Origin of the sequence: uncultured Sphaerochaeta sp., from assembly GCF_963676625.2 — a bacterium.
In the GTDB taxonomy this organism is placed as follows: Bacteria; Spirochaetota; Spirochaetia; order Sphaerochaetales; family Sphaerochaetaceae; genus Sphaerochaeta.
On record NZ_CAXXYB010000004.1, the window covers coordinates 1372851 to 1397170 of the forward strand.

Genomic DNA, 24320 nt, shown 5'->3' on the forward strand with positions numbered 1-24320 from the left:
ATTGATTCATAGGAATGATAGATAAAAAAAGTTTCCGATTAAGTTTCATTTTTCTGATTAATTTGTTTTACAGTCGAATAAATCCATGTAATAATCATGAGTGTCGTCTTTCTAGTCCAGTTCGATTTTCCAGCGAGTGGACGCCCCCGGGAGAGGAATCCCGGGGTTTTCAAGGAGGTTGCCGCTATCCGTTTTCGGATAGCGGTATTTTATTGCCCTCATTGTCATTATTCGATTTAGCTCAAGTCCAGGGTCCTGATCAGGCTCCTTTCAAATATCCAGGTATCCAGGGCAGTTGCTACGCAACCTAGCAGTCCTGCCTTGTCACTGAGTGGAGAACGGGAAATAGGAGTATCGGCTTGTTTGAAATGGGCCTTTTTTGCATATTCCTGTCGTAGGTACTGCAGGTAACTATCATCGATATTGCTGATACCCCCTCCCAGGATAATCTTTTGGCATCCTGTAATGGCACTGGCCTGGGCAAGTGCCTTTGCCATGGCCGAACAAGCTGACTGTAGGTCCCTTATTGATTGTTCCGTTGGATCGGAACAAATCTGTTTTACGGTCTTGTTGTCGTTCTTTTCGCTCAGGGCCCATCCTGAGGCAATCGTTTCGAGACATCCAATATTTCCGCATCTGCAAAGTCCCGTTGGGGCAATTGAAATATGCCCGAATTGCGATTGTGCTGCGCTTATATTTTTTGGGGTTACCCAGGCACTCCCAATATGTTCGGCCCAATTCACATAGAAGAAATTCTCGGAAGTTTCGTTTGCAAACCATCGTTCTCCCTGAACCATGGCCTCAACGTTATGAACGAGAATGGTAGGGATATGGGTATTGGTTTCTATAGCCTCAGATAAGGGGGTCTCTTCCCAGTTCCATAGATCATTGGAGACAAGGATTTTTTTGTCTTCACTGATAATTCCATTTACTGCGACAACAATTCCTACTATAGGACTGGTTGCCACCCGGGACATTCTCAGGCAGGACTTGATTACCGAATAGCAAAGTTCCTGGGCTTTTGGTCTCTGTCCGGTAGGAAAACGTTCAAATCGGAGAAGGTTGCCTTCCATATCTGCAAGCCCGACTGAGGTGTTCCGGCTTCCCATATCAACAGCAAGGACCATTAGCGCATCTTTTTTCAAACGGATGGAAATCGGACGCCTTCCATTGGAGGTCTCTTTCTTGCCCGTTTCTTCGACAAGTCCTTCCTGAAGCAAACCATCGATGATTTCACTGGTTGAGGGTTTGTTTAGTTTCAGTATTCTTGCAATATCTGCACGACTGCATTCTCCTTGGAGGGAGAGGACATTGAGAACTCTCAGCCTGTTATAGGTGCGAGCAGTTGCTGGTTGGGAAAACTTCATGAGGAAAGCATACTCTAAGGTTGCTTTTTTGTTAAGGATAGATTGCCGATAGGAGAAAAAATCATTATGTTTCCCAATATCCCTTTGGAGGTATGTATCTAGTATGGAACAGAAAAAATTCAAGACTGAAGTTTCAGAATTGCTTCAGCTCATCATTCACTCACTTTATTCGAACAAAGAAATCTTTTTGCGAGAGTTGGTCTCCAATGCATCCGATGCATTGGATAAATTGAAGTACAGCTCATTGACGGATGAGAAGCTCAAGGGATTTTCCTTTGAACCAAGAATCGACCTTTCTTTTACGGAAGGCGAGGTGCAGACTCTTACCATTAGTGATAATGGCCTGGGAATGAACCACGACGATTTGACCGATAACCTTGGTACGATTGCCTCGAGTGGAACCAAGAAATTTCTTGCCTCTCTTACTGACGAACAGAAGAAAGACAGCAATTTGATTGGTCAGTTCGGCGTCGGCTTTTACAGCGCCTTTATGGTTGCAAGCAAAGTGGAAGTCATCAGTCGCAAGGCCGGCGAGGATGTTGCCTTTAAGTGGAGCAGTACAGGAAAAGGATCGTATACCCTTGAGGAAAGTACCCGGGAATCCCAGGGTACTACCATTACTCTTTTTCTCAATGAAGAAGGGCATGAGTATGCAAACCGTTGGGAATTGCAGCAACTTGTCAAGAAATACAGTGACCATGTTGCCTATCCGATTTTCCTTTCCTATGACCAGGAACATGTGGATGACAAACAAAAGGATGCTGATGGCAATCCTATAAAGACCCTTGAGCACAAGGTTGAGCAAATCAACAGCAGCTCGGCGCTTTGGAGAAGAAGCAAGAGTGAACTGACTCCGGAAGACTATAATTCCTTCTATAAGAATACTTCCTATGATAGTGAGGACCCTCTTTTCTATATCCATACACAGGCAGAGGGTGCAACGGAATACACTACGTTGTTCTTTATCCCGGCCAAGGCTCCTTTCGATATGAATAATGCCGATTATAAGCCTGGTGTAAAGCTTTTCGTGAAACGGGTATATATTACTGATGATGAGAAGGAGTTGCTCCCGACTTATCTGAGGTTTGTACGGGGTATCATCGATAGCGAAGACCTTCCCTTGAATGTCAGTAGGGAAATTCTGCAACAGAATCGTGTCATGTCTGCTATCCGCAGTGCATCAGTAAAGAAATTGCTCGGAGAATTCCAGCGTATTTCAGAACAGAATCCTGAAATGTATACCAAGTTCATCGGACAGTACAATCGTCCCTTGAAGGAAGGTTTGTATGGCGATTACGCCAATCGTGATGCTTTGCTGGAACTGGTCCGGTTCAAATCTTCTGCCGAGGAAGGGTATGTAAGCCTTGCTTCCTATAAGGAACGGATGGCTGCCGACCAAAAGAGTATTTACTATATTACCGGTGGAAATGAAAAGACCTTGAAATCCAGTCCGTTGCTGGGCGCTTATCGCAAGAAAGGCTATGAAGTTCTTGTAATGGATGATGACATCGATGATATCATCGTCGGTTCCATAGGAACCTACAAGGAACTTTCCTTGAAGGCTATCAACAAGAGTGGTTCTGTTGATGACCTGAAAGACGATAATCCAAAGGAAACCTCAAAGGAATCTGAATCGATTGTCAAGAAAATCAAGGAAGCCCTGGGGGACAAGGTCAAGGACGTTGTGGTTTCCTCAAGGCTTGTTGATTCTCCTGCAGTGGTCGTGGTGGACGAAAATGATCCTTCCGTGCAGATGCAGCAGATTCTCAAGAGTATGGGACAAGGAAACTTTGAAGAGGTCAAACCGATCTTGGAAGTCAATGTCGACGATCCTATGATCAAGAAGATCGAGGCGAGCGAAGATGCCGACTATACCAGTGATCTTTGTTCTGTTTTGCTTGATCAAGCACTCTTGGCCGAGGGTGTCATGCCCAAGGATCCTGTTTCCTTTACCCAGAAATTGCACTCGTTATTGTCTCGATAACCTGCTTTCTTACCTATGCAGAGAGCAAGGGAAGTGTTATATCTTCCCTTGCTTTTTTATATTTCCGATGGTAGGGTTTACTATCGATTCCAATAAGGATAATACACAATGGTTGCTTTTCTTATGGCTTTTGCAAATGAGGCGGTAGCTACTACCACTGGATCAAATACCGTAGCACAGACAACTGGGGACGCCGGATTTCTTACTCAGATAGTGAACACTCTTCATACGTGGTCGCAAGAAGGTCCCCTTGGATTTCTGATGACCTTGGTCACGGGATTGCTGATTGTCTTTGTAGGAAAGCTCCTTATCCTTTGGCTCACCAAAATTCTCAAGAAGATATTTAAACGCTCAAAGAAGATAAATGACTTGATGGCCCGTTTTGTGATCAGGGTTATTAATATTTTTGGTTGGATTATCCTAGCTGTTATTTTTGCCCAGCATATGGGCTTTGATATGGGACCGGTCTTGACAGGATTGGGGATTACGGGAGTGATCCTTGGCTTGGCCTTTCAGGAAACTATCGGAAACTTGCTCAGTGGGGTAATGATTGTCATCATTGCTCCCTTCAGGATAGGCGATTATATCGATTCCGGTTCTTTCTCGGGAACAGTCACTGATATGGATTTGATTTGCATCACGCTCTCCACTCCTGACAACAAGAAGATAGTCATCTCAAACAAATTGGTCTGGGGAAGTCCCATCATAAACTATTCCGATATGGAAAAGAGAAGGGTCGACCTTACCTTGAGTGTAGCCTATGGCTCAGATATCCAAAAGATCAAGGCAGCAGTCTTTGATCTGCTTGCAACCTATCCTGAGGTACTCCCAGAGCCTGCCCCGATGGTCGAGGTTCATAAACTCAATGATTCCTCCGTTGATTTCATCGTCCGGCCTTGGACAAGCCCAAAGGATTACTGGACTATCTATTGGAGATTCCAGGGTGATATTTGCAAGAAAATGGATGAAATCGGGATTGAGATTCCTTTCAACCAAATGGATATCCATCTCAGTTCTGACGTTCTGACAATAAAGCAATAATTGGTCTTGAACGAGGATTATCCTTTTTGCCCAGGGATGCAATGAGAAGTTACGAAAGCGCAAAATTCCTTGGCATCCGAAAGGAGAAAAGTTCCGAGATGGGATTTCTCTTTCCATACTTTTTTTCCGAAGGCAAAGGAAATCTGGCTATCTTTTGTTTCCAGTTCAACCCGGATGTTGGTTATCTTATCTTTTGGCAGAGTATCGTTTTTGACTTCACAGGAAAGTACTTCATCATAGGGAATGAGGTAGAATTCCTCTAGGATCGTAATTCCCAGCATTTTTTTCTTTTGATCGAAAGCAAGAAAAATTCCTTGGCCTGAGTCATTTATATAGCCATGTTTTTCTCCAAAATCCAGATGATTTTTTTTCATTTCCTCGAAAGTCTTGTTTTCCAGATTTGCCAGGATTTTACGAAAGTCCGTTTCTCCTCGCTTTTTCTTTTTTCTTCCGACTGTAAGAGAGTAAAAATTAAAGAGGGTCAGCAAGATAAGGGCTATGAAAAGAATATATTCAAGTATTTTGGTAAATGACATTGTAGGCCTCCCTTGGCACAATACCAAGAGTATCCTTGGTTTGTAAAGGCTCACATTTCATGGTACACTGCGAAAAATGGAGATGGTCCTTGATTAAGATTTTGGTTGTCGTTCCGTATCTAGAACTTCAGGAGCAATTTGATAAAGTAATATCTCAATACGATCTGGATGGATTTTCCATCTCAACTACCCATTTTATCGGTACTGATTCAAAGCTGATCGAAAGCCTTGATGCAGACATTGTAGTTGCCAGGGGTATTACCGCCTCTGCGATAGCCAATCAAAAACCTTCAATTCATGTGGTTCCCATCATGATGGATAGCGGAGATTTGTTCGAAGCCCTGGACAAGGCAAAAAAACGGATCGGTGTCTGCCCCATTGGTATTATAACAAATGAGACTCTCTGTGAGGAGTCCATCATTTCTTCCTTGATTGAATGCCCTGTCACTGTTTCCAAAGTAAATGATCAGGATGATGTCCGCCAAGCTGTTTTTTCATTGAAAGAAAAAGAATGCAGGGTGTTTGTCGGTGGCCTCACCATGTGCAGGCTTTGCGAAGAGAATAATCTGGCCTATGAACATGTGAAGACAGGACATCAGGCAATTGTCCATTCAATCGAAGATGCCGTTGCAGCTGCCCGTTCCCTTGACCGAGCCAAGACCAGGGGAAACCTCTTGGGTATTCTTTTAAACAACGCCAAGGACGCGATGCTTGCGATCAATAGTTATGGTGTTGTCATTGCAGGGAATCGACAGGCAGAGACCTTGTTTGCCTGTTCTCCTTTGGAAGGCAAGGCTGTTGATACTGTCTATAAAGGTATGAATTGGTCCCAGAATTTCTCCTCGAAAGTAGTTTTGGAGGAGTTGCAATCAATTGGAGGGCAACAGATTCTAGTCAGCCAGCAACCCATCCAGGTCGATTCCCAAGCACAAGGCATCCTTTTTACTTTTCAGAATGCAGAGGCTATTCGAAAATCAGAGCGTAAAATCAGGACTGAATTGCACCGTAAAGGTCTTATAGCCAAGTATAGGTTCGAAGATATTGTTACCCAAAATGCACATATGCTCCAATTGGTTGAGAAAGCAAGACGTTATAGCCTTGTCGACAGTCCTATCCTGTTGCTTGGTGAGACCGGAACCGGGAAAGAACTTTTTGCCCAGAGTATCCACAATGCCTCTCCTCGTTCCAAGGAACCGTTTGTAGCCGTAAACTGTGCGGCTTTACCTGAACAGCTTCTTGAAAGTGAGTTGTTTGGCTATTCGGATGGTGCCTTTACAGGGGCTATCAAGGGAGGAAAGAGTGGACTGTTTGAATTGGCCCACAAGGGAACCCTCTTTCTTGATGAGATAGGTGAAATTCCCTTGGTCCTCCAGGCAAAACTCCTGAGGGTCCTCCAGGAAAAGGAAGTTAGAAGGATTGGGGCCGATATGGTAGTTCCCGTCGATGTCAGAGTTGTCAGTGCCGCAAATAGCAATATCATCGAGAAGGTAAAGACAGGTCGATTCCGTCTCGACCTCTTCTATCGTATCAGCTTGCTGAATATTCAGCTTAGTCCACTTCGTGAAAGGAAAGATGACATTGGTTTGTTGTTCACCCATTTTGTCAGGCAATATTCCTTGAAAAACAACAATCGCCTTCCTTCGATAAATGAAGAAGCCTTTGATGAACTCAAGCGTTTTTTCTGGCCAGGAAATATTCGCGAATTAAGAAATGCTGCCGAACGGCTCGCAATTCTCAACAGGGTTGAATTGGTTGGCAAAGAAGAAATTGATCAACTTGATATAGGGGCGACGAGTCTGTATGCGGAAGATGTTGTTCCTGTCCAAAAAAAGAAAAAATTTGAGCAAGATGTTTCTTCTCCAGAGGATCTCTACCGAACTTTTGTTGCCAGCGGACTGAGCAAGGATGCCTTTGCCCGGAAGATTGGTGTAAGCCGTACAACTCTTTGGAGGCGGTTTTCCCAGTTTGAATTGGAGCAGTAAGATGTTTCATATATGTTTCAAATGAAACATGGAACATATTATGAAACGCTGAAACATTTTTTACTGATATGTACGAAAAATGTGAAAAACCGATGAACAATTTTACTATTTGTTGGTTTCTCCAACAGTTAACTGTATACAAAAATGATGAAAACTAAAGATTGTATACAATTTAAGAAAGTTGGCACGTTACTTGCTTTGTATAGGACATTGGGCAACGAAGAAAGTTGCCTGATGATCGAACCAAAGGGAGTTTCTGATGAATGAGAAACCAGTAATGGGAATCTTGCTAGGTGATGCCGCTGGCGTTGGTCCCGAAATTGTAGCAAAACTTGCTGTAGCGAATTTTTTCTCCGAATATTGCAGTCCTATTATAATCGGGGATGTACGTGTTCTTGAACGTGCCTTTTCCTATATTGGTAAATATGCAACCATTCAGGTCGTGAAAAATGTGGATGCAATTGACTGGGGCAAAGGTCTTCCTGTCTTAGATCAAAAGAATGTAGATCCTGCGCTGGTTCCTGTAGGGCAATTAAGCAAAATAGCTGGAAAAGCTTGCCTGGATATGCTCACGGAAGCAGTTGAATTGTACAAGAATAAGAAAATCGAAGGATTTTGTTTCACGCCGTTGAATAAGGCAGGAATGAAGGAAGCCGGATGTAAATTCGAGAGTGAACATCATTTCATGGCGGATTTGTTTCAATTTTCCGAACCCTTTGGTGAAATCAATGTAGTCGGTAATCTCTGGACTACCAGAACCACTAGTCATATCCCTATCAGTGAAGTAAGCAAGAATCTTACCAAAGAGAGTATTCTCCGTGCCGTAAGATTGGCAAACTCGTCTCTCAAAACCAGTGGAATTGAAAAACCTCGGCTCGCCCTTGCTGCTCTCAATCCCCATTGCGGTGAAAGCGGTCTATGCGGGAGAGAGGAAATAGATGTCATTCAGCCTGCCGTGAAAGAAGCGCAAGATATGGGAATCGATGCAACGGGACCTTACCCCAGTGACATTACCTTTATCAAGGCCTTCCGAGGGGATTTCGATGGAGTCGTGACCATGTATCATGACCAAGGGCAGATTGCCTTGAAACTAAAAGGTTTTGATGAGGGAATAACCATTGCCGGAGGATTGCCTGCTCCGATAGTTACCTGTGCCCATGGGACGGCCTATGATATTGCAGGAAAAGGCATTGTAAAAACCCAGGCATTTGAGAATGCCGTAAAAATGGCAAGCAAGATGGCAAACCATCTCGCGGGACGAAAAAGAAGATGATGAGCTAAAGGAAGTTATAGCCTAGATTGTTGAAAAGAGAATATTTCTGATTTATAGGAAAATGAGGTGCAGAAATGTATATTGATTTAAGCTTACCTATTCAACCCCATTGGAGATATGCATTCCAGCATAATCTGGTATCGTCCTTTGAAAAAGGAGATCAATGGCAGATCTCTGAATTCAAGATGAAGTCCCATTGGTTTTCACACATTGATTTTCCCAGACATACTGGATTGGCTTTTCCTGATAGTGAGTCATTCCCATTGGACCATTACAATGGAATGGCCAGTGTCCTGATGATAACTTCCCCGACAATGGTAAATCATGCAATTACTGCAGAGGAACTTGAGAAAGCAAAAAAAGGAAGATCCCTTGAAAAGATTTTGCTTATTCGCTCCGATTGGGGGGTGATGACTTCTTGGGAAACGCATGAGTTTTGGTCGATGGCCCCATATCTTACTGATGAAGCGATAGAATGGATAGCTGCCCAAAATCCAAAGACTGTTGCTTTTGATTTTCCTCAGGATTATTCCATTCGGTTGCTTCAGGACAGAAAGGTTTCTCCCGAGGAACAAAAGACACATATTATTTTATTGAGACAAAATATTTTACTTGTTGAGTATCTGGCCAATTTCAATGCAATCAAACAAGAGACATGTGAGTTTATTTGTCTGCCACTCAGGATTCCCCATATTGATGGTTGCCCTGTTCGTGCAGTTGCAAAGATTTAGGGGGTATCCTATGGATAATGAAAAAATTAATTGTTTCTGCAGATATCTTCGCAATGGTTTCAGCTTTATCGTGTTCCTATGGGTGCTTCTTGTAAATATTTCAATTTTTACTCGATACATATTCAAAGTGGCAATTCCTTGGAATGAAGAATTGAGTATTTTGCTTTTCAATTGGTTTATTTTTATTGGGACGGCACTTGCAAGCATAAATGAAGAACATATCACTATTACTCTATTGAGCGATTCATTGCATGGAAATGCAAAGGCAATTGTAAATATATTCCAGAATCTTTTGCTTATACTCTTTGTTTTTGTAGTTTGTTTCCAAAGCTGGAAAATTTGTTTCTTGCAGGCAAGGACAGAGCAATTCACCGCAATTTTGAATATTCCTGTCTATTTTACAACATTGGCCATGAGTATTGGCAGTGTGTTGTGGCTCCTTATTTTATTTTCAAAACTGTGGATATTGAGTAAGCAATTGCTTGCTAGGAGAGATAAATAATATGGCAAGCATAATGATTATTGTATTTTTTCTAGGATTTCTCTTTTTGGGTATTCCTGTAGTCGGGGCAATGGGATTGGGAGCAATTCTCTATATTGTGAGTTTCATGAATATACCGATGAATATTGTTGCAAATCAAATGTTAGGTGGTGTAGGTTCCTATACCTTGATGGCAATACCTTTCTTTATCATCTCGGGGGCTTTGATGGAAACAGGCGGTATCTCGAAAAGACTTATTTCATTCTCGACCGCTTTGGTAGGGAGTCTTCCGGGAGGTCTTGCCTTGGTTGTCATTGTTGCGAGTGCTTTTTTTGCGGCGATGACAGGTTCAGGAGCTGCTTGTGTAGCTGCAATCGGGGGGATGATGATTCCTGCTTTAGAAAAAAACGGCTATGATATCGATTTTTCTTGTGCTCTACAAGCTGCAGGTGGAACGTTGGGGCCAATGATTCCCCCCAGTATTCTCATGGTTTTATATAGTGTTTCAACGGGTAATTCCGTTGGTGATATGCTGTTGGCTGGATTGTTTCCTGGATTGCTCATTGCTTGTTGTATTATGGTTATCACGGTTTTGATATCAATAAAGAAAGGTTATCGGGGAGGTGCTCCCTTCTCCCTTAAACGGGTAATTGTTTCTTTCAAGGATTCTATTTGGGCATTGTTGACTCCTGTTACCATCCTTGGTGGTATCTATTCGGGTATTTTTACTCCTACCGAAGCTGCTGCCTTCAGTTGTTTTTATGCGATTATCATTGGATTCTTCGTATATAAAGAACTAACGTTCAAGAGCTTGTTGGAATGCCTTTTCAAATCTGTAAAAACCACTGGAGTGATATTGAGCATAGTTGCAGTGACCCAGTTGTTCAGCTGGATTATGACTCGTGAAGGTCTTCCTCAAAAAATTGCATTGATGAGTACAAACATTTCAAATAATCCAATTATTTTCATGTTTATTATTTCACTGATCCTTCTTGTTGTTGGAATGTTTTTGGATCCGGTTCCCGCTGTATTGATTTTTGCACCAATTCTGACTCCTTCGGCTATTGCAATGGGATTGAGTCCCATTCATTTCGGTGTCGTCATGGTTTCTACCTTTTGCATTGGATTGGTCACTCCTCCAGTAGGGATGACGTTGTATGTTGCGGCTAATATTGGGCATCGTCCCGTTTTGAATGTTGGGAAGAAGGTCATGCCATTCTTGATTGCAATGTTGATTGCAGTTGTCATAATAATTTTGTTTCCACAGATTTCCTTGTTTTTGCCAAGTCTTGGCAAATAGGTATTTGTAGGATCAATAATAGGAGAGGAAAATGAAAAAGGTTGGTTTCTTATTGATTTGTCTGATTTTAATGACAGCATTGTATGCAAATGGCGAAAAGGAAGCAGGAAAAATAGAATTTTCAGCTTCGACAGGAGGAATGAGCGCTACAAGTCCCGGTGGAAAAGGTATGGCGAAATTTGCCGAAAAAGTTGGCGAGTATTCCAATGGTACGATAGAAATTAAAGTATTTTTCGATACTACCTTGGGATCCCCTTCCTCTATGGTAAGTGGAATGCAACAAGGTACAGTAGACTTTGGAGTATGCGGTGATGCTTACTATTCCAGTCTTGTTCCTGAGATCCAGGTGTTTGAGTTACCCTATATGTTTAACTCCATCGAAGAAGCAAGAACTTCCGTTGCAGGCCCTGCAGGAAAACTTATCTCAGAAAAATTGGAAAAAAAGGGAATTCATCCCTTAACATTCTGGGAAATTGGATTCAGACAATTGACCAACTCGAAAAGACCTATAACAACACCTTCTGACTTGAAAGGATTAAAAATTCGTTCTCTTCCTTCAACCTTTCAGGTAAAGGCGTGGGAAAATGCTGGTGCAATTCCTGTACCAATGGATGTTTCTGAATTGTATTCTTCTTTGCAACAAGGTGTTGTAGATGGTCAAGAAAACCCCTTGAGTGAAATCTACAACCAGCGTTTCTATGAGGTCCAGAAATATCTTTCGTTAACTTCCCACGTTTATACTCCTATGTTGTTCAGTGTTGGAAGTACCACTTGGGCCAGACTTTCCGATGAACAGAAAGGTTGGATTAGTAAAGCTGCCAAAGATGCACAGATCTTGGTTTATGAGGTAAACGATTTAGGAAATTCTGAATTCCTTGCAAAGATAAAGGCTGCAGGGGTTCAGGTCAATGAAAACCCCAATAGAGAAGAATTCAAGAAATTGATGGTGGGTTCTCAGGTATTGTTTTCCTCACAATACGGAGATGAGTTGATTAACCTAATTAAATAGCTTGGTCCCGATTTGATCTGGAAAGTTACAAGTCAGTAACTTTCCAGTAGAGTCTACAAATTGAAAGGTGTCATTTTTTATGCATTCTTCAATAAGGAAATGGTTTTTAGTCATGGTTAATTTAAATGCATTTCTTCATCACTGTGCAATCATGGTCTCTGATATCCATTGGAATATTCATTTTTTCAATGATGTCTTTGGAATGGAAATCTATCAAATGGAGGGAAATAATGAGGCCCCTAAACAAATTTGGTTGGATGGTGGTATACAGTTGATTGCCTCACAAGGGGTTGAAATTCCAGGGAGTTGTTTACTCAATCATATTTGTCTGAGAGTCCCGGATGTAGAGACCGCTTTGATGAAAGCAAATAAATATCATATATCAACATTGGCCAAAGGTCAAAACTGGATAGTGTTGGATTATGGTCTCTGCATTGAAATACTTCCAATGGAATAGGAGCAAAGAAATGAAAAGAATTGCATTGATCCATACTGTTCCTACAGTATATATGACATTCGCCGAACAACTTAGAATTGAATTAGGTGACGTACTGATTAGCAATACGCTTGATGATTTTCTTGCTAGCGATGCTGAGATTAGAGGTGAATTTAGTATTAATAATATGGATCGCCTTTATAAATTACTTAAAGCCGCAGAAGAAACTGGGCCTGATTTGATTGCAGTCACCTGTTCTACTTTATCACCAGCAGTCATTTCTCTTCGTCAATTTTTTAAGATACCGATTGTGACCATTGACGAATTGATGATTCGGGAGGCAGTGAGGCTCGGGGAAAAAATTATGATTCTTTCTACTGCAGAGAGCACCGTAAAACCTACGAGAGAAAAATTGAAAGCTGAAGGAATAAGAATCGGAAAAGAAGTTTTGCTGGATAATATCGTTTGTCATGAAGCCTATAAGGCAATTAAAAATCAAGACAAAAGTTTGCATGATGTCCTGATTTTGGCAGTTGCCCGAGAAATTCGTGATTATGATGTGATTGTCCTTGCCCAGGCTTCCATGGCTCATTTGGAGCAGCCAATACATGATGCTACAGGTATTACGGTAGTCAGCAGTCCTCGTTATTGTGTTCAAGAAATCAAAGAAATTCTTTCACGCTAAATTTTGCTTATTTTTATTGGTATCAGGAACTTTCATGGGCAAACGTATACAGCTATTTAATGCGTAAAGAGTAAATGAAAATGACTGTTTTTAACAAAATGAAAAAATTGTAATAAGGAGAAAGAAATGAAAAAAAGACTGGTTGTCCTGATGGCATTGTTGCTTTGTTTGGGGACTCTCTTTGCAAATGGAGAGATAGAAAAGGGTAAAGATACGTCCTCATATCCAGAAAAGGTAATTAAAATAATTGTACCTTATGGTGCTGGAGGTGGTGCTGACATTACTGTGAGACTTTTTTCTAAATATCTGGAACCTATTCTTGGCCAGAATATTGTTATTCAGAATGTTACCGGAGGTAGTGGCACAATAGGTTGGACTCAGCTTATAAACGCTAAACCCGATGGCTATACACTCGGCTATGGCGATTGTCTGATGTCGAATGGAAAATTGCTTTTTGATGGTGTTCAATATGACAATTCGAGTTTTACTCCGATTTCCAAGTATGCCAGTGATCCGCACATCATTGTTGTATCGAAATCTTCGGGAATAACCAGTATGGATGATCTAATTGCAAAGGCAAAAGAAAATCCAGGTAAAATGACATTTGGGCTTGGAGGCGCTTGGTCGAGCCATGATTTTCTTCGTATCAGTCTTGAGGAAAAGACAGGTATAAAATTTAATCGGATGGTCTTCCAGAGTGGGGCGGCTGCAGTAAATGCCGTAGCTGGAGGAAACTGTGATGTAGCAGTTCCTTTTACGGCCGAAGCTCTTGCTCAGATTGAAGCCGGAAATGTCATGCCTCTTGCGATTACCAGTTCGACACGCTTTGCAATTATCAAAGACATACCTACTCTCAAAGAACTTGGGTTTGACTTTGAGCATGTAATGTGGAGAGCTTTAGTTGGTCCTGCAGGTATTCCTGAAGCGATTATCAAAATTCTTGACAAAGCAATGGCCCAGGTTCTTACTGATCCAGAATACCAGGCCCAAGTATTGAATGCCGGAAGTTTTGCCCTCTATGAGGGATATGATACATTCAAGGATTCTTTTAATACGAGTCATGAATTTTATAAAAAAATGATTTTAGAAACATCAAAGTAGGATAGTACAAGTAATCTGGGAGGGGTTGTGGAAACATAACCCCTCTATATGGAGAATATTCGATATGTCATATATTACCGGAAACCGAAGATTGCTGTTGATAGCAATAATAATTATCGTAACTTTTTCTGCACAAATTCCCTCTATGCCATCTGAATCGAAGGAATATCCCTCCTTTTTGCTTGTTTGTTGTCTGATTCTTTGTCTTGCTTTACTTTTTAAAAAGGATCAAGGTGCCTTGGGCTATGAGAAGGGGGATATGAAAAGGCTCATAATTTTTTCCCTGATGATTGTCCTTTATTTATTGTTGCTCGACAAAATAGGTTATATTATTTCCACCTTGCTATTTTTGGTATCCTCCTTGTTATTTCTTGGTCTCAAGAGTCGAAACCAGTTGTTCTTTTTTCCTGTTGGGGTAACTTTGACGTTATATTTCTTGTTTTCGCGGGTACTCGCCGTAATTCTCCCAGAAGGGACATGGTTCGGTTTGGTTTTTTAGAGGAAAAAAAATGTTTGAAAATATTATGTTGGGAATTTATGGATGTTTTACCTTGCAAAACATCCTCTATATGGTGCTTGGATTGGTAATCGGAATTATCTTTGGTGCATTACCAGGATTTTCTGCAACTATGGGAGTTGCAGTATTTGTACCGTTTTCATATGTATTGGAGCCTGGAGCCGCTCTGTTGTTATTGAGTGGGATTTATTGTGGGGGTGTTTATGGTGGATCTATACCTGCAATTCTTATTGGTATACCGGGTACACCTGCAAGTGTTCCTACAGGTCTTGAAGGTCGTTCAATGGTAGAAAAGGGAGATGGAGGCAGAGCTTTGACCCTCGTTACCTTTGCTTCTGCCTTTGGAGGCTTCTTTTCTTCCCTAGCTTTGTTGTTTTTTGCCCCGCTTCTTGCTCTCATTGCTCTGAGGGTAGGTCCTCCTGAACAGATGATGATTGCCATTTTTGGTTTGACAGTAGTGTGTATGCTCAGTAAAGGCAATATGCTTAAAGGTCTGTTTGTTGGATTTTTTACCCTGTTGCTAGCTACTGTCGGCCAAGATCCGGTTCTTGGTTTTCCACGGTTTACCTTTGGTTTTTACCAACTTTCAGGGGGTTTTGAAATAGTCTCAGTACTCATTGGGTTGTTTAGTATTCCTGAAGTATTCAAAATGTTGGAAAGAAAAGATGAAACAATCCAAAAAGTTGCATCGGTCGGAAAGATGTATTTGAGTAAAAAAGATATTCAAGTAAATATATTAAATCTCATTCGTTCAACTCTTCTGGGCATAGGTATTGGTATAATTCCTGCTGCTGGGCCTGATATTGCTTCCTTTATGTCATATAACGAGGCTCGAAAAGCGAGTAAGCATCCTGAAGAATTCGGAAAAGGATCTGTTGAAGGAATTATTGCCAGTGAAGCAGCCAACAATGGCGTAACCGGGGGCTCTCTCATCCCTTTACTTACCTTGGGCATTCCCGGAAGTGCTCCAGCTGCGATTTTTCTGGGTGCCATGATTATTCATGGGCTTCGCCCAGGACCAATGTTGTTTACTCAACATGCTGACACAATCTATACCTTGTTGGTTGGTTTTGCTTTTATCAATGTGTTATTGTTTTTTGTTGGTATGTTATTTTGTCGTTTTGCAGGAAGGGTTCTTACTATTCCAAAACAATTGCTCGCTGTAATTATTGTTGCCTTGGCAGTTGTCGGTTCCTTTTCCATCCAACAAAATATAATGGATGTTGTAGTTATGTTCATTTCTGGAATTATTGGATATTTCTTGCTCCGTTATGGGTATCCGTTAAGCCCTGTAGCCCTCGGGCTACTTCTTGGTCCCATGCTTGAAGAGGCGATAATGCTAACTAATACTATGTACGATTCAATCTTCATGATTTTTACCAGACCAATGACTGTGTTATTTTTCTCTCTTATTATTTTTTCTTTTGCCTGGCCATTCCTAAAAACTATTATGCAAAAGAAAATTCAAGTTCATAGGGAGCGATAATGAAAATATTTGCTAGCCAAGTATTGCTTGGTCAAAAGCTTGAACTTATACATAATCAGATAATTACTATTGAACAATCAAAGATTACCGCAATTGTTTCCGGCACATCCTCAGACGCTGATATTGTAATTCAAGGAAACAAAACCCTTTTGCCGGGGCTTATCGATTGTCATTCCCATTTAGCTTTGGATGCACGAATTTTCGGACATCTTGATATGATGGAAGATTGTGAAGCGAAGCAAACAATAAGGGCTTTAGTTTCATTGCAAGACAATCTCAAAGCTGGCATTACGGGAATGAGAAGTCTTGGTGATAGATATTACCTGGATATTCTCCTGCGCAATATGATCCAAGAAAAAACTCTTGAAGGCCCTTGGCTTCAAGTAGCCGGTATTGGAATGAAAGGCCTTCATGGCCATGGTTATGTTGGCAAAGGTTTTTCTGGTGTTGAGGAATTTCAGCGTCAGAGTAGGGAGAATTTATTTCGAGGTGCTGATTGGTTAAAGATATTCATTACTCCCGGTGCTCCTCCAAAAAATTGGCAGCATTCCTGTTTTTCTTTCTCAAGAAGAGGTTAGGGTTGTAGTACAGGAAGCTCATGCCGTTGGCAAAAGAGTCAGCAGTCACTGTATCGGGGGAACAGCTCTTCAATACTGCTGTGAAGAGGGCGTAGATTGTCTTGAACATTGTTATTGGGTCGATAAAAAGGATATTAGCACTATCCTAAAGCATGATACTCAGGTTTGTTACACTCCCAGTGTTTTTTTGGATGAATCCAGACTTCCTATGTGCCCTGCCAGTCATATTGAGGCTGTAAAACGGACAAGAGACGAAGTTTGGCGACGAATTGAGAATTTAGTGAAGGCAAATCCCCGTTTTGTTATTGGTAGTGATGCAAACCATGGGTTGTTGTGGAAAGATTTTGAATTAATGATTGACCTGGGAATGAATAGGGTGGAAGCCTTGAAAGGTATTACCGTTTATGCCGCTGAAATGCTTGGGTTGGAAGGGAGTGTAGGTTCAATCCAAAAGGAGGCTGAGGCGGATTTGATAGCTGTTGAGGGAAATCCCTTGATTGATAAAAATGCTCTTGGCAAAGTTGGCTTCGTAATGCGAGGTGGCAATATAATAATTAATTTGCTAGCAATGTAAGTGCAGTTAGGTAATTTTAAACTTGCATGAAAGAATTTCCTCAAGAATCCAAGATAATTTTATTATTCGTTTCTTTCCATTGATCGAAGGAGTGGGTTTTGATATGTTCAGTCTTGAGTTTTTTGGAGGTACTGTTATATGCAATATATGAAACTCGGTAAAACTGGGATCCTCATTCCCTCCCTGACTCTCGGGACCTGGGCAATGGGTGGCGGTGATAGTTGGGGGGAAGGTGATGACAGGCTCTCCGAGAAAACAATTGAGAAAGCCCTGGAACTAGGTATCAACTATCTCGATACTGCCCCTGCCTATGGAAACGGAAAGTCCGAGGAAATCGTGGGTAGGGTAATCAAACGAAAACGGAATAAATATGTCCTTGCCACAAAATGTGGCCTTGTCTGGGGTCCCTATGATGAAGGATCTGTCCATAAGAGCCGCGATGGAGTTACTGTTCGAAGAAATCTGTCCGAAAAGAGTATCAGGGTGCAAGTCGAACAGAGTCTATTCCGCCTGCAAACTGATTATATTGATGTATTGTTGACTCATTGGCCTTCCGTGGAATCCTTCGACACACCGATAGAAGAAACAGTATTTGCGCTTGAGCAATTGAAAAAAGAAGGAAAGATTCGTTGTTACGGTGCATGCAATGTTGACCGAAAGCAGATAGAGGAGTACCAAAAATATGGATCTCCCTCGATCATTCAAAAACGGTTCAGCCTGCTTAATAGAGAAAATGAAGACCTTGCCTTGTATTGCAATAAAAATGATATTGTCTTTCAGGCTTACAGCCCCCTCGAACGGGGACTGTTGACCGGAAATGTAAGGCAAGAAACCAATGTAATCGGGACAGCCAAGGAAAGCATCCCCTGGTTCCATATGGAAAAAAGGTTGCAAGTCATTTCCATGCTGGAAGAACTCAAGGACTTGTGTTCTTCCTACCAATGTACAGTCGGGAATCTCATACTTGCTTGGACAATGGCCTATATTCCAAGAATGAATGTACTTTGTGGTGCAAGAAAGCCGGAACAGGTACTTGAAAATAGTCTTAGTAGTTCCCTGATCCTGAAAGTGGAGGACATCAACTATATTGATGGCCTTGCGAGAAAGCTTCTATAGATCTTTTATAAACTGAATCATGTCTATTGCCTTGGGAGGACAGCCTGTAAGGCTTTTGCCCAAGCCCTTGGTGCAAACCCCGACGCCTATCTTGTTTGGATCTGCCTCGCCCTTGTAGCCTTGTCCTATGCAGATTTGTGTTTCAAGGTTGCCCAGGCGGTCTACTTCGTCAAGCCGTTTAAGGGCGTGAATCAGATTTCCGTAACAGGCCGAGCAGGCATTTTTGGGTAGGGTATGTTTTGCCAGGTAGGCCACTTCTCCGCTTGGGCGTGCCTCATTGTTGTTTGCTGGCTCGTTGAGCTGGATGAATCTGGCCCTGGTGAGATCTGTGGAGCCGACCCCCATTTTCTCTGCAAGCTGGATGTAGGGGATATCCTCGAGTTCAAAACCCAGAAGCTGGGCGCCAAAACTATCACAGAGCACACTATCCCTTGTTGCAAACATCCTGTCTGTTTCTACGGGATTGCCTCCCTCCTCGAAATCAAGGTCTCCGTTGAGACTGTCAACGATTACCAGATCGGCACATCTGATTGCATTGAGTGCAGCTATGGGTTTATGAAGGCCGAGGGTATGGAACATTCTTTTGGATCTATCAGAAAGGCAACCCTTCATGTTTTTCAAGGCACAGGTCATTGCTGTCTGACAATGGCCTTTCAAAACTGGGAGATTAATCAAGAAATCGGTATCGAGAATTGTTTTGCTTATCTCCATGGTTATCCCGTTTGAAGTCAATTTCCTGTATTCATCATCCTTGACATCGACAAGAGGAACTTCGAAGGTTTTACTGATTGCTTCATACCCGTTTACCCTGAAACCTTCCTTGGTGCTGTCCCCGACCCAGGCACTCTCGACAATCTTGATCCTGGAATAACCTTTCTCCCTGAGATGGGAAAGAATTTCTTTGACAATTGCTGGGTGGGTAGTTGCCCCGCTATCCGCGGTTACGGCAACTACGAGGTTTGGTTTCAAGGCTATCGAAGTGTTTTTGTCAGGTATGAGCGACTCGATATCGATGGCTTCAAGCAGTGCTCTTGTCATTGCAACGGGGTCTGACCCGTAGGTCAAGATAATATCATTTTTTTCCATTATTCCATTTCCTTCATGTGGCTTGTCAAATCATGGGTGATATGTTCATAGATCAATTTCTTGCAGGCTTCTTTTTCCCCGTTTTTCAATAGATTCATGATCCGTGAATGCTGGTTGAGGTAATAGGTCAACTCATCCTCGGGAAGATCCTGGGCTATACGGAGTTGCTGGATCTTTGCATCAAGGCGTTCGCAAATGTTGAAGAGGGCCAAATTATCCGAGGCCTTTATCAAAGCAAGGTGGAAGAGGCTGTCCTGTTCAAAAACTGTGGCCCTGTCCCCGATTCCCAGGGCATATTGGCAATCGGCGGCGTAACGTGAGAAATCCTTGACATTCGCTGCATAGGCATTCTCATCGATACTGTCGATTGCCAGTTGCTCAAGGGAAACCCTTACCTTTGCTATGTCATTGGCCTCTTTCTGGGTAATGATGGAAACAATGGCATGGCTTCTTGGCTTGATGGTTATCAAGCCATACTCGCTGAGACGCCTGATAGCTTCCCTGATAGGAGTGCGGGATACGCCGAATTGCTCTGCAAGTTGCTCCTCTGGGATTTTCATTCCACCTTTCAATTGACCCGAAAGAATTTGCTCTTTTAGCATTGTATAGACCTGGTCGGCAAGGCTGTTCTGTACACATTTAGGCATTATATATCTCCTACTGTCGATAATACTGTAGGTCGTATTGGTTATTTCGTCAATGTGAAAACTGATATGTGCAGTAAGAAGCTTTTGATATGTAAAATTGTATACAAACATATTATGACTATTAATATATAATATATAAGATGATAAGTGTTTTTCTATTTACGTGTTAAAAGAAAATATTTTGTATTGTATAAGTAATACAGTTTACCATTTGACAAAGTATGCCAAGAGTGGTATCTGTATTGTATACAGTATGCAATTAGTTTTTTGGGAATGTTCCCATTATCGAAACAGAAAACCCAACTGGAAGAACAAGGAGTTTCCTACCATGAAAGAGAATGTCATGGATTTGCTTTCCCATAAGGAACGTACATTCAATGAAAAGGAACTTGCAGCCTTGGCCGCCTATTTTCGGATGGTCATGTTTGATACCCTCCATGAACGAGGAACAGGGCACTGGGGGGGATCAGCCTCCAGCGCAGAATTGACGACTAGCCTCTATTTCAACCGTATGCACATCAAATCTGATGAACCTACCTGGGAAGACCGTGACCGATTCATTCTTTCCAAGGGACATGCCTCGATCAATCTCTATACCGTATTGGCAAACCGTGGGTATTTCCCTCCCTCCGAGATTTCCTCGTTCAGGGTTTTGGGATCAAGGCTTCAAGGACATCCTTGCATGCATAAACTACCGGGTATAGACATGTCGACAGGAGCTCTTGGCCATGGACTTTCGATCGGGCTTGGCATGGCTCTGGCGGCCAAGCTTTCAAAGAAAAATTATTGGACCTATGTACTGACAGGGGAAGGCTGTCTCAATGAAGGCCAAAGCTGGGAAGCCCTGATGGCTGCCGCGAAATTCAAACCTGAGCATTTTGTCCTGATGGTCGACTATAATAAAGTGCAGCTTGATGGAACCGAGGATCAGATCATGCCAATGGATTCCCTTACGGAGAAGCTTTCTGCCTTTGGGTGGAATGTCTGCAAACAGCAGCTGGATGGAAACAATACCTCAGATATTCTCAAATCCTTTGACTGGATGGATAGTGATGATGTCTGGCCCAAGGCCGTTGTCTACGACACAATCAAGGGCAAAGGAGTTTCGTTTACTGAGGGAAAGAATACCTGGCATGGAGCGGTCATCGATGATGACTCCTATGCAAAGGGAATTGTAGAGCTTGAAAAAGATCTTGAAAAAAAGGAGGCGGCATTATGAGTCTAGCAATGAGAGAGGCCTTCGGGAAAAAACTGGCCGAGCTCGGAGAGACCCATCCTGAGCTGGTGGTCTTGGATGCCGATGTGTCTTCATCGACCAAGAGTGCAATTTTTGGGAAAGCCTATCCTGACCGGTTTTTTAATTGTGGAGTTGCCGAAGGCAATATGGTGGATATAGCTGCCGGTCTTGCTACCTGTGGTTATCATCCGGTAATAAATGCCTTCTCCATCTTTTTGGCTTTGAAAGGAACCGATCAGATCCGAAACGTACTCTGCTATAACAACCTGCCGGTTGTCATAGCCGGCGCCTATGGCGGCTTGTCCGATTCTTTTGACGGAGCAAGTCATCAGGCAATTTGCGATATTGCCATCATGAGAGCCTTGCCCAACATGCAGGTCATTGTACCGGCGGATGCATCACAGGCTGAAAAAGCCCTGGAATATGCCTTGGCCCAAAAGGGACCGGTTTATATTCGGCTCAACCGAAATGCGATGCCTGACCTTCCATCCTCAAAAAAGATAGGGACCGTATGTTCTGTCGAGGGAAATGACATAACCATTGCCGCGAATGGTATTACAGCTTCTTTTGCCAATGAAGCAGCGATTCTGCTGGCCAAGGAAGGAATTAAGGCTGAAGTATTGAGTGTTCCTTTTGTAAAGCCCTTGGATGCAAAGGTGCTGGAAGCAAGTGTGGCCAAGACCGGTAGGCTCTTGTGCCTGGAGGAACATGTCCTGATGGGTGGTTTTGCCTCTGCCATCAGCGAAGTTTTCATGAAAGATGGAATCACCTGCAAATTTGATGCCATTGGGCCTTGAGGATACCTTCGGGGAAACGGGCCCCTATGAACAACTCTTGGCGAAACATGGTATCAGTCCTGAGAATATTGCTTTGAGAGCAAAAAATTATGCAAATAAAAGAGGTATATATGAATCAAATAGAACACGCCTATGCCCTATTGAATGAATGGAAAGGAACGAGCTATATCCATGGTCTCGGTGTCCTTGATCAAGTCGGAACCCTTGCGGCAAAATATGGAAAAACAGCATTGGTCGTAAGCAATGGCACGTATCTGAAGCCAGTGGCTGACCAGGTTGTTGCATCCTTGAAGGCAACAGGGATTACCCTGGCCGGTGGTACCATTGCTCCCGATGCAAAACCCAATGCCCCTCGGGAAGAGATGTCTATAGACTCGAATCCTATATGCTACATACAAAACCAGATTGCATTGTTGCCATCGGAGGTGGTTCTACCATTGATGCCTGCAAGGCAGCGGATGTCCTTGCCACCTTAGGTGGGACGGTGAGCGCAGAGATAGATCATTATTTTGGAACAGGGATTGTCACGGAGGCTCTCAAAACGACTGGCTTGTCCCAGATCCCCTTGATTGCCGTGCAAGTCTCTGCTTCCAGTGGAGCGCACCTTACCAAATATGCAAATATCACTGATCCTGTGCTGGGACAGAAAAAACTTATCGTCGATGATGCGATATGTCCTACAGTAAGCCTGTTTGATTACGAGGTCACTGTATCGATGCCTTTATCGGTAACCATAGACGGTGCCTTGGATGCAATTTCCCATACCTTTGAGGTGTTTTGTGGAGCCAAGCCTGAATTATACGGGAAAGCCAAGGCAATTGCGGAGTGTGCCATAAGTCTGGTTACTGAATATTCAAAGGATTTAATCGCAAATCCCAAGGATTTGAAAGCTCGGGAAGCCATTGGGTTGGCCACCGATCTTGGAGGTTATGCCATAATGTTGGGAGGTACCAGTGGTGCCCACCTTACCAGTTTTTCCTTGGTTGATATCGTGTCCCACGGTACTGCCTGTGGAATCATGAATCCGTATTATGCGGTTTTCTATTCCAAGGCTATCCAGGATCAGTTGAGAGTTGTTGGCAATATTTTCGAAGCCCAAGGCTTTGCCGTAGAAAATGTGGCTTCCCTCGAGGGAAGGGCTTTGGCGCTGGCGGTTGCCGAGGCAATGATTGGTTTCAGTAAGAGCATCAATGCTCCTACAAAACTGTCTGATCTGAAGGGATTCGGTGAGGGGCATATTGCAAGGGCTCTTGCAGCTGCAAAGGATCCTCAGCTGGCTATGAAACTGAAAAATATGCCGATTCCGATGACTGCCTCCGAGGTTGATACGTACATGGAACCGATCCTTCGATCTGCGGCTACAGGGGATTTCTCCATTATACGGGAACGATAAGACAGATGGCGCCAAGACAACAGTCTTGGTGCCATTACCCTTTGTTTTCGTGAAAGAATCCAGAACGAAAGGAGAATGTATATCATGAGACTATCTGTTGCCATTGCCGGATTGGAGGCCATGCCAAATGCCTTTGTTGTCTTTAGGGGTCTTCCTCGATCCATAAAAAAAGCACATGAACTAGGCTATGATGGAGTTGAGCTTGCACTGAAAAGACCTGACGAAATATCACGATCTGACTTGAAAGCACTGCTGGTTGCCAATCAGATGGAAGTGAGTGCTATTTCCTCAGGACAGGTTTTTGCCGCCAGGAACCTGTTTTTCACCGATGAGGATCCAGAACGAAGAGCTGAGTTGTACTCTACGTTCTGTGGATTTATCGATCTTGCGAGTGATTTTGGACAGTTGGTGAATATCGGAAGAACAAGAGGTCCCATTGCAGGACGGGATGTTGCCTTATGTGAACGTTTATTTCTGGATATGGCAGGAAGCCTTTCCGACTATGCCGAAAAGAAAGGTGTCGAGCTGATACTTGAACCGGTCAATAGATATGAAATTGATTTCATCAATACCCTTGATGAATGCGTAGCCTTGATCAAAAAAGTGAATCGAAAGAACTTTACCATGATGCCCGATGTATTTCATATGAATATTGAGGACGATCATATTGGTGACAGTCTTGTCAGAAACCAGGAATTTGTTCGATATATCCATTTTGCCGATACGAACAGGCATTTTCTTGGGGATGGTCATATGCCTTGGGACGAAATTTTTAATGCCTTGAAGGTGATTGGGTATGAAGGATGGACGACCTTGGAGATCCTTCCGATTCCTGATGCCGAAACTGCAGCAAAACGGTCGGTTGCTTTTTTGAAGGAACGCTACGGAAATTATTATCGATAACCTGAAATGATACGAAACCACCGGTTTTACTGGTGGTTTCGTATCTTATACAGCTAGTTG

At 42.7% G+C, this 24320-nt stretch carries 25 protein-coding genes; 21 read left to right on the top strand and 4 right to left on the bottom strand.

The features are described from left to right. Positions 1-236: 236 nt before the first annotated feature. Positions 237-1367: an ROK family transcriptional regulator gene (locus tag ACHZBG_RS09265; protein WP_320129165.1), complete on the bottom strand. Its 1131-nt coding sequence runs from the start codon at positions 1365-1367 to the stop codon at positions 237-239. 103 nt (positions 1368-1470) lie between these two features. Here ACHZBG_RS09265 and htpG point away from each other — a divergent pair, with 103 nt between their 5' ends. Continuing rightward, entirely contained in the window at positions 1471-3351 is a 1881-nt protein-coding gene (gene htpG, locus ACHZBG_RS09270) for a molecular chaperone HtpG (protein WP_320129166.1), read from the top strand. A 108-nt stretch (positions 3352-3459) separates the two neighbouring features. Then, positions 3460-4392 (top strand): mechanosensitive ion channel family protein, encoded by a 933-nt coding sequence (locus ACHZBG_RS09275; RefSeq protein ID WP_320129167.1) that lies wholly within the window; start codon positions 3460-3462, stop codon positions 4390-4392. A 17-nt stretch (positions 4393-4409) separates the two neighbouring features. On the opposite strand, the gene ACHZBG_RS09280 is transcribed toward ACHZBG_RS09275, so the two are convergent. Beyond that, positions 4410-4928, bottom strand: a complete 519-nt coding sequence (locus ACHZBG_RS09280; RefSeq protein WP_320129168.1) for a hypothetical protein — start codon at positions 4926-4928, stop codon at positions 4410-4412. A gap of 89 nt (positions 4929-5017) precedes the next feature. Between ACHZBG_RS09280 and ACHZBG_RS09285 the strand changes: the two genes are divergently transcribed. The 14 genes from ACHZBG_RS09285 to ACHZBG_RS09350 all read left to right on the top strand — a co-directional run bounded on the left by ACHZBG_RS09285 (position 5018) and on the right by ACHZBG_RS09350 (position 18197). Beyond that, a complete protein-coding gene (locus ACHZBG_RS09285; protein WP_320129169.1) occupies positions 5018-6910 on the top strand; it encodes a sigma 54-interacting transcriptional regulator in 1893 nt (630 codons plus the stop codon). A gap of 259 nt (positions 6911-7169) precedes the next feature. After that, positions 7170-8183: a 4-hydroxythreonine-4-phosphate dehydrogenase PdxA gene (locus tag ACHZBG_RS09290; RefSeq protein WP_320129170.1), complete on the top strand. Its 1014-nt coding sequence runs from the start codon at positions 7170-7172 to the stop codon at positions 8181-8183. A 74-nt stretch (positions 8184-8257) separates the two neighbouring features. Then, positions 8258-8914 carry a cyclase family protein gene (locus ACHZBG_RS09295; protein ID WP_320129171.1) on the top strand — a complete coding sequence of 219 codons (657 nt, stop codon included), beginning with the start codon at positions 8258-8260 and terminating at the stop codon, positions 8912-8914. A gap of 10 nt (positions 8915-8924) precedes the next feature. After that, on the top strand, positions 8925-9416 hold the full coding sequence (locus ACHZBG_RS09300; protein ID WP_394699372.1) for a TRAP transporter small permease: 492 nt from the start codon (positions 8925-8927) through the stop codon (positions 9414-9416). Between the two features lies 1 nt (position 9417). Continuing rightward, complete coding sequence (locus ACHZBG_RS09305) at positions 9418-10695, top strand: TRAP transporter large permease (RefSeq protein ID WP_320129172.1); 1278 nt, start codon at positions 9418-9420, stop codon at positions 10693-10695. Positions 10696-10726: 31 nt separating this feature from the next. Next, on the top strand, positions 10727-11704 hold the full coding sequence (locus ACHZBG_RS09310) for a DctP family TRAP transporter solute-binding subunit (protein WP_320129173.1): 978 nt from the start codon (positions 10727-10729) through the stop codon (positions 11702-11704). A 202-nt stretch (positions 11705-11906) separates the two neighbouring features. Then, positions 11907-12161: a hypothetical protein gene (locus ACHZBG_RS09315; RefSeq protein ID WP_320129174.1), complete on the top strand. Its 255-nt coding sequence runs from the start codon at positions 11907-11909 to the stop codon at positions 12159-12161. 10 nt (positions 12162-12171) lie between these two features. Beyond that, on the top strand, positions 12172-12825 hold the full coding sequence (locus ACHZBG_RS09320; RefSeq protein WP_320129175.1) for an aspartate/glutamate racemase family protein: 654 nt from the start codon (positions 12172-12174) through the stop codon (positions 12823-12825). 126 nt (positions 12826-12951) lie between these two features. After that, positions 12952-13926: a tripartite tricarboxylate transporter substrate binding protein gene (locus tag ACHZBG_RS09325; RefSeq protein WP_320129176.1), complete on the top strand. Its 975-nt coding sequence runs from the start codon at positions 12952-12954 to the stop codon at positions 13924-13926. A 64-nt stretch (positions 13927-13990) separates the two neighbouring features. After that, the gene (locus ACHZBG_RS09330; protein ID WP_320129177.1) at positions 13991-14425 is read left to right on the top strand and encodes a tripartite tricarboxylate transporter TctB family protein; all 435 of its coding nucleotides are present in this window, start codon (positions 13991-13993) and stop codon (positions 14423-14425) included. A gap of 10 nt (positions 14426-14435) precedes the next feature. Beyond that, positions 14436-15929 (top strand): tripartite tricarboxylate transporter permease, encoded by a 1494-nt coding sequence (locus ACHZBG_RS09335; protein WP_320129178.1) that lies wholly within the window; start codon positions 14436-14438, stop codon positions 15927-15929. Further along, positions 15929-16507, top strand: coding sequence for a hypothetical protein (locus ACHZBG_RS09340; protein ID WP_320129179.1), 579 nt, complete (start codon positions 15929-15931; stop codon positions 16505-16507). Before ACHZBG_RS09335 ends, ACHZBG_RS09340 begins: the two co-directional genes overlap by 1 nt. Next, complete coding sequence (locus tag ACHZBG_RS09345; protein ID WP_320129180.1) at positions 16452-17081, top strand: amidohydrolase family protein; 630 nt, start codon at positions 16452-16454, stop codon at positions 17079-17081. The genes ACHZBG_RS09340 and ACHZBG_RS09345 overlap by 56 nt, the downstream gene beginning before the upstream one ends. 138 nt (positions 17082-17219) lie before the next feature. Then, positions 17220-18197: an aldo/keto reductase gene (locus tag ACHZBG_RS09350; protein ID WP_320129181.1), complete on the top strand. Its 978-nt coding sequence runs from the start codon at positions 17220-17222 to the stop codon at positions 18195-18197. On the opposite strand, the gene ACHZBG_RS09355 is transcribed toward ACHZBG_RS09350, so the two are convergent. Continuing rightward, on the bottom strand, positions 18192-19283 hold the full coding sequence (locus tag ACHZBG_RS09355; protein ID WP_320129182.1) for a DUF362 domain-containing protein: 1092 nt from the start codon (positions 19281-19283) through the stop codon (positions 18192-18194). The genes ACHZBG_RS09350 and ACHZBG_RS09355 overlap by 6 nt on opposite strands. Next, a complete protein-coding gene (locus ACHZBG_RS09360) occupies positions 19283-19930 on the bottom strand; it encodes a GntR family transcriptional regulator (RefSeq protein WP_320129183.1) in 648 nt (215 codons plus the stop codon). The genes ACHZBG_RS09355 and ACHZBG_RS09360 overlap by 1 nt, the downstream gene beginning before the upstream one ends. A gap of 328 nt (positions 19931-20258) precedes the next feature. Between ACHZBG_RS09360 and ACHZBG_RS09365 the strand changes: the two genes are divergently transcribed. From ACHZBG_RS09365 to ACHZBG_RS09385, 5 genes are all read left to right on the top strand, one after another. Continuing rightward, positions 20259-21149, top strand: coding sequence for a transketolase (locus ACHZBG_RS09365; protein ID WP_320129184.1), 891 nt, complete (start codon positions 20259-20261; stop codon positions 21147-21149). Further along, positions 21146-21964 carry a transketolase C-terminal domain-containing protein gene (locus tag ACHZBG_RS09370; protein ID WP_320129185.1) on the top strand — a complete coding sequence of 273 codons (819 nt, stop codon included), beginning with the start codon at positions 21146-21148 and terminating at the stop codon, positions 21962-21964. Before ACHZBG_RS09365 ends, ACHZBG_RS09370 begins: the two co-directional genes overlap by 4 nt. A 110-nt stretch (positions 21965-22074) precedes the next feature. After that, positions 22075-22440: a hypothetical protein gene (locus ACHZBG_RS09375; RefSeq protein ID WP_320129186.1), complete on the top strand. Its 366-nt coding sequence runs from the start codon at positions 22075-22077 to the stop codon at positions 22438-22440. Continuing rightward, entirely contained in the window at positions 22350-23357 is a 1008-nt protein-coding gene (locus ACHZBG_RS09380) for an iron-containing alcohol dehydrogenase (protein ID WP_320129187.1), read from the top strand. The genes ACHZBG_RS09375 and ACHZBG_RS09380 overlap by 91 nt, the downstream gene beginning before the upstream one ends. Before the next feature lie 84 nt (positions 23358-23441). After that, on the top strand, positions 23442-24260 hold the full coding sequence (locus tag ACHZBG_RS09385) for a sugar phosphate isomerase/epimerase family protein (RefSeq protein WP_320129188.1): 819 nt from the start codon (positions 23442-23444) through the stop codon (positions 24258-24260). Positions 24261-24320: the final 60 nt, after the last annotated feature.

What these genes read in the sequence shown, in the direction of transcription:
- ACHZBG_RS09290 (WP_320129170.1), top strand. Translation starts at nt 7,170, where the DNA reads ATGAATGAGAAACCAGTAATGGGAATCTTGCTAGGTGATGCCGCTGGC.
- ACHZBG_RS09335 (WP_320129178.1), top strand. Translation starts at nt 14,436, where the DNA reads ATGTTTGAAAATATTATGTTGGGAATTTATGGATGTTTTACCTTGCAA.
- ACHZBG_RS09350 (WP_320129181.1), top strand. Translation starts at nt 17,220, where the DNA reads ATGCAATATATGAAACTCGGTAAAACTGGGATCCTCATTCCCTCCCTG.
- htpG (WP_320129166.1), top strand. Translation starts at nt 1,471, where the DNA reads ATGGAACAGAAAAAATTCAAGACTGAAGTTTCAGAATTGCTTCAGCTC.
- ACHZBG_RS09360 (WP_320129183.1), bottom strand. Translation starts at nt 19,930, where the DNA reads ATGCCTAAATGTGTACAGAACAGCCTTGCCGACCAGGTCTATACAATG.
- ACHZBG_RS09315 (WP_320129174.1), top strand. Translation starts at nt 11,907, where the DNA reads ATGGAAATCTATCAAATGGAGGGAAATAATGAGGCCCCTAAACAAATT.
- ACHZBG_RS09385 (WP_320129188.1), top strand. Translation starts at nt 23,442, where the DNA reads ATGAGACTATCTGTTGCCATTGCCGGATTGGAGGCCATGCCAAATGCC.
- ACHZBG_RS09325 (WP_320129176.1), top strand. Translation starts at nt 12,952, where the DNA reads ATGAAAAAAAGACTGGTTGTCCTGATGGCATTGTTGCTTTGTTTGGGG.
- ACHZBG_RS09295 (WP_320129171.1), top strand. Translation starts at nt 8,258, where the DNA reads ATGTATATTGATTTAAGCTTACCTATTCAACCCCATTGGAGATATGCA.
- ACHZBG_RS09380 (WP_320129187.1), top strand. Translation starts at nt 22,350, where the DNA reads ATGCTACATACAAAACCAGATTGCATTGTTGCCATCGGAGGTGGTTCT.
- ACHZBG_RS09265 (WP_320129165.1), bottom strand. Translation starts at nt 1,367, where the DNA reads ATGAAGTTTTCCCAACCAGCAACTGCTCGCACCTATAACAGGCTGAGA.
- ACHZBG_RS09365 (WP_320129184.1), top strand. Translation starts at nt 20,259, where the DNA reads ATGAAAGAGAATGTCATGGATTTGCTTTCCCATAAGGAACGTACATTC.
- ACHZBG_RS09280 (WP_320129168.1), bottom strand. Translation starts at nt 4,928, where the DNA reads ATGTCATTTACCAAAATACTTGAATATATTCTTTTCATAGCCCTTATC.
- ACHZBG_RS09305 (WP_320129172.1), top strand. Translation starts at nt 9,418, where the DNA reads ATGGCAAGCATAATGATTATTGTATTTTTTCTAGGATTTCTCTTTTTG.
- ACHZBG_RS09355 (WP_320129182.1), bottom strand. Translation starts at nt 19,283, where the DNA reads ATGGAAAAAAATGATATTATCTTGACCTACGGGTCAGACCCCGTTGCA.
- ACHZBG_RS09370 (WP_320129185.1), top strand. Translation starts at nt 21,146, where the DNA reads ATGAGTCTAGCAATGAGAGAGGCCTTCGGGAAAAAACTGGCCGAGCTC.
- ACHZBG_RS09340 (WP_320129179.1), top strand. Translation starts at nt 15,929, where the DNA reads ATGAAAATATTTGCTAGCCAAGTATTGCTTGGTCAAAAGCTTGAACTT.
- ACHZBG_RS09300 (WP_394699372.1), top strand. Translation starts at nt 8,925, where the DNA reads ATGGATAATGAAAAAATTAATTGTTTCTGCAGATATCTTCGCAATGGT.
- ACHZBG_RS09310 (WP_320129173.1), top strand. Translation starts at nt 10,727, where the DNA reads ATGAAAAAGGTTGGTTTCTTATTGATTTGTCTGATTTTAATGACAGCA.
- ACHZBG_RS09320 (WP_320129175.1), top strand. Translation starts at nt 12,172, where the DNA reads ATGAAAAGAATTGCATTGATCCATACTGTTCCTACAGTATATATGACA.
- ACHZBG_RS09275 (WP_320129167.1), top strand. Translation starts at nt 3,460, where the DNA reads ATGGTTGCTTTTCTTATGGCTTTTGCAAATGAGGCGGTAGCTACTACC.
- ACHZBG_RS09330 (WP_320129177.1), top strand. Translation starts at nt 13,991, where the DNA reads ATGTCATATATTACCGGAAACCGAAGATTGCTGTTGATAGCAATAATA.
- ACHZBG_RS09375 (WP_320129186.1), top strand. Translation starts at nt 22,075, where the DNA reads ATGAATCAAATAGAACACGCCTATGCCCTATTGAATGAATGGAAAGGA.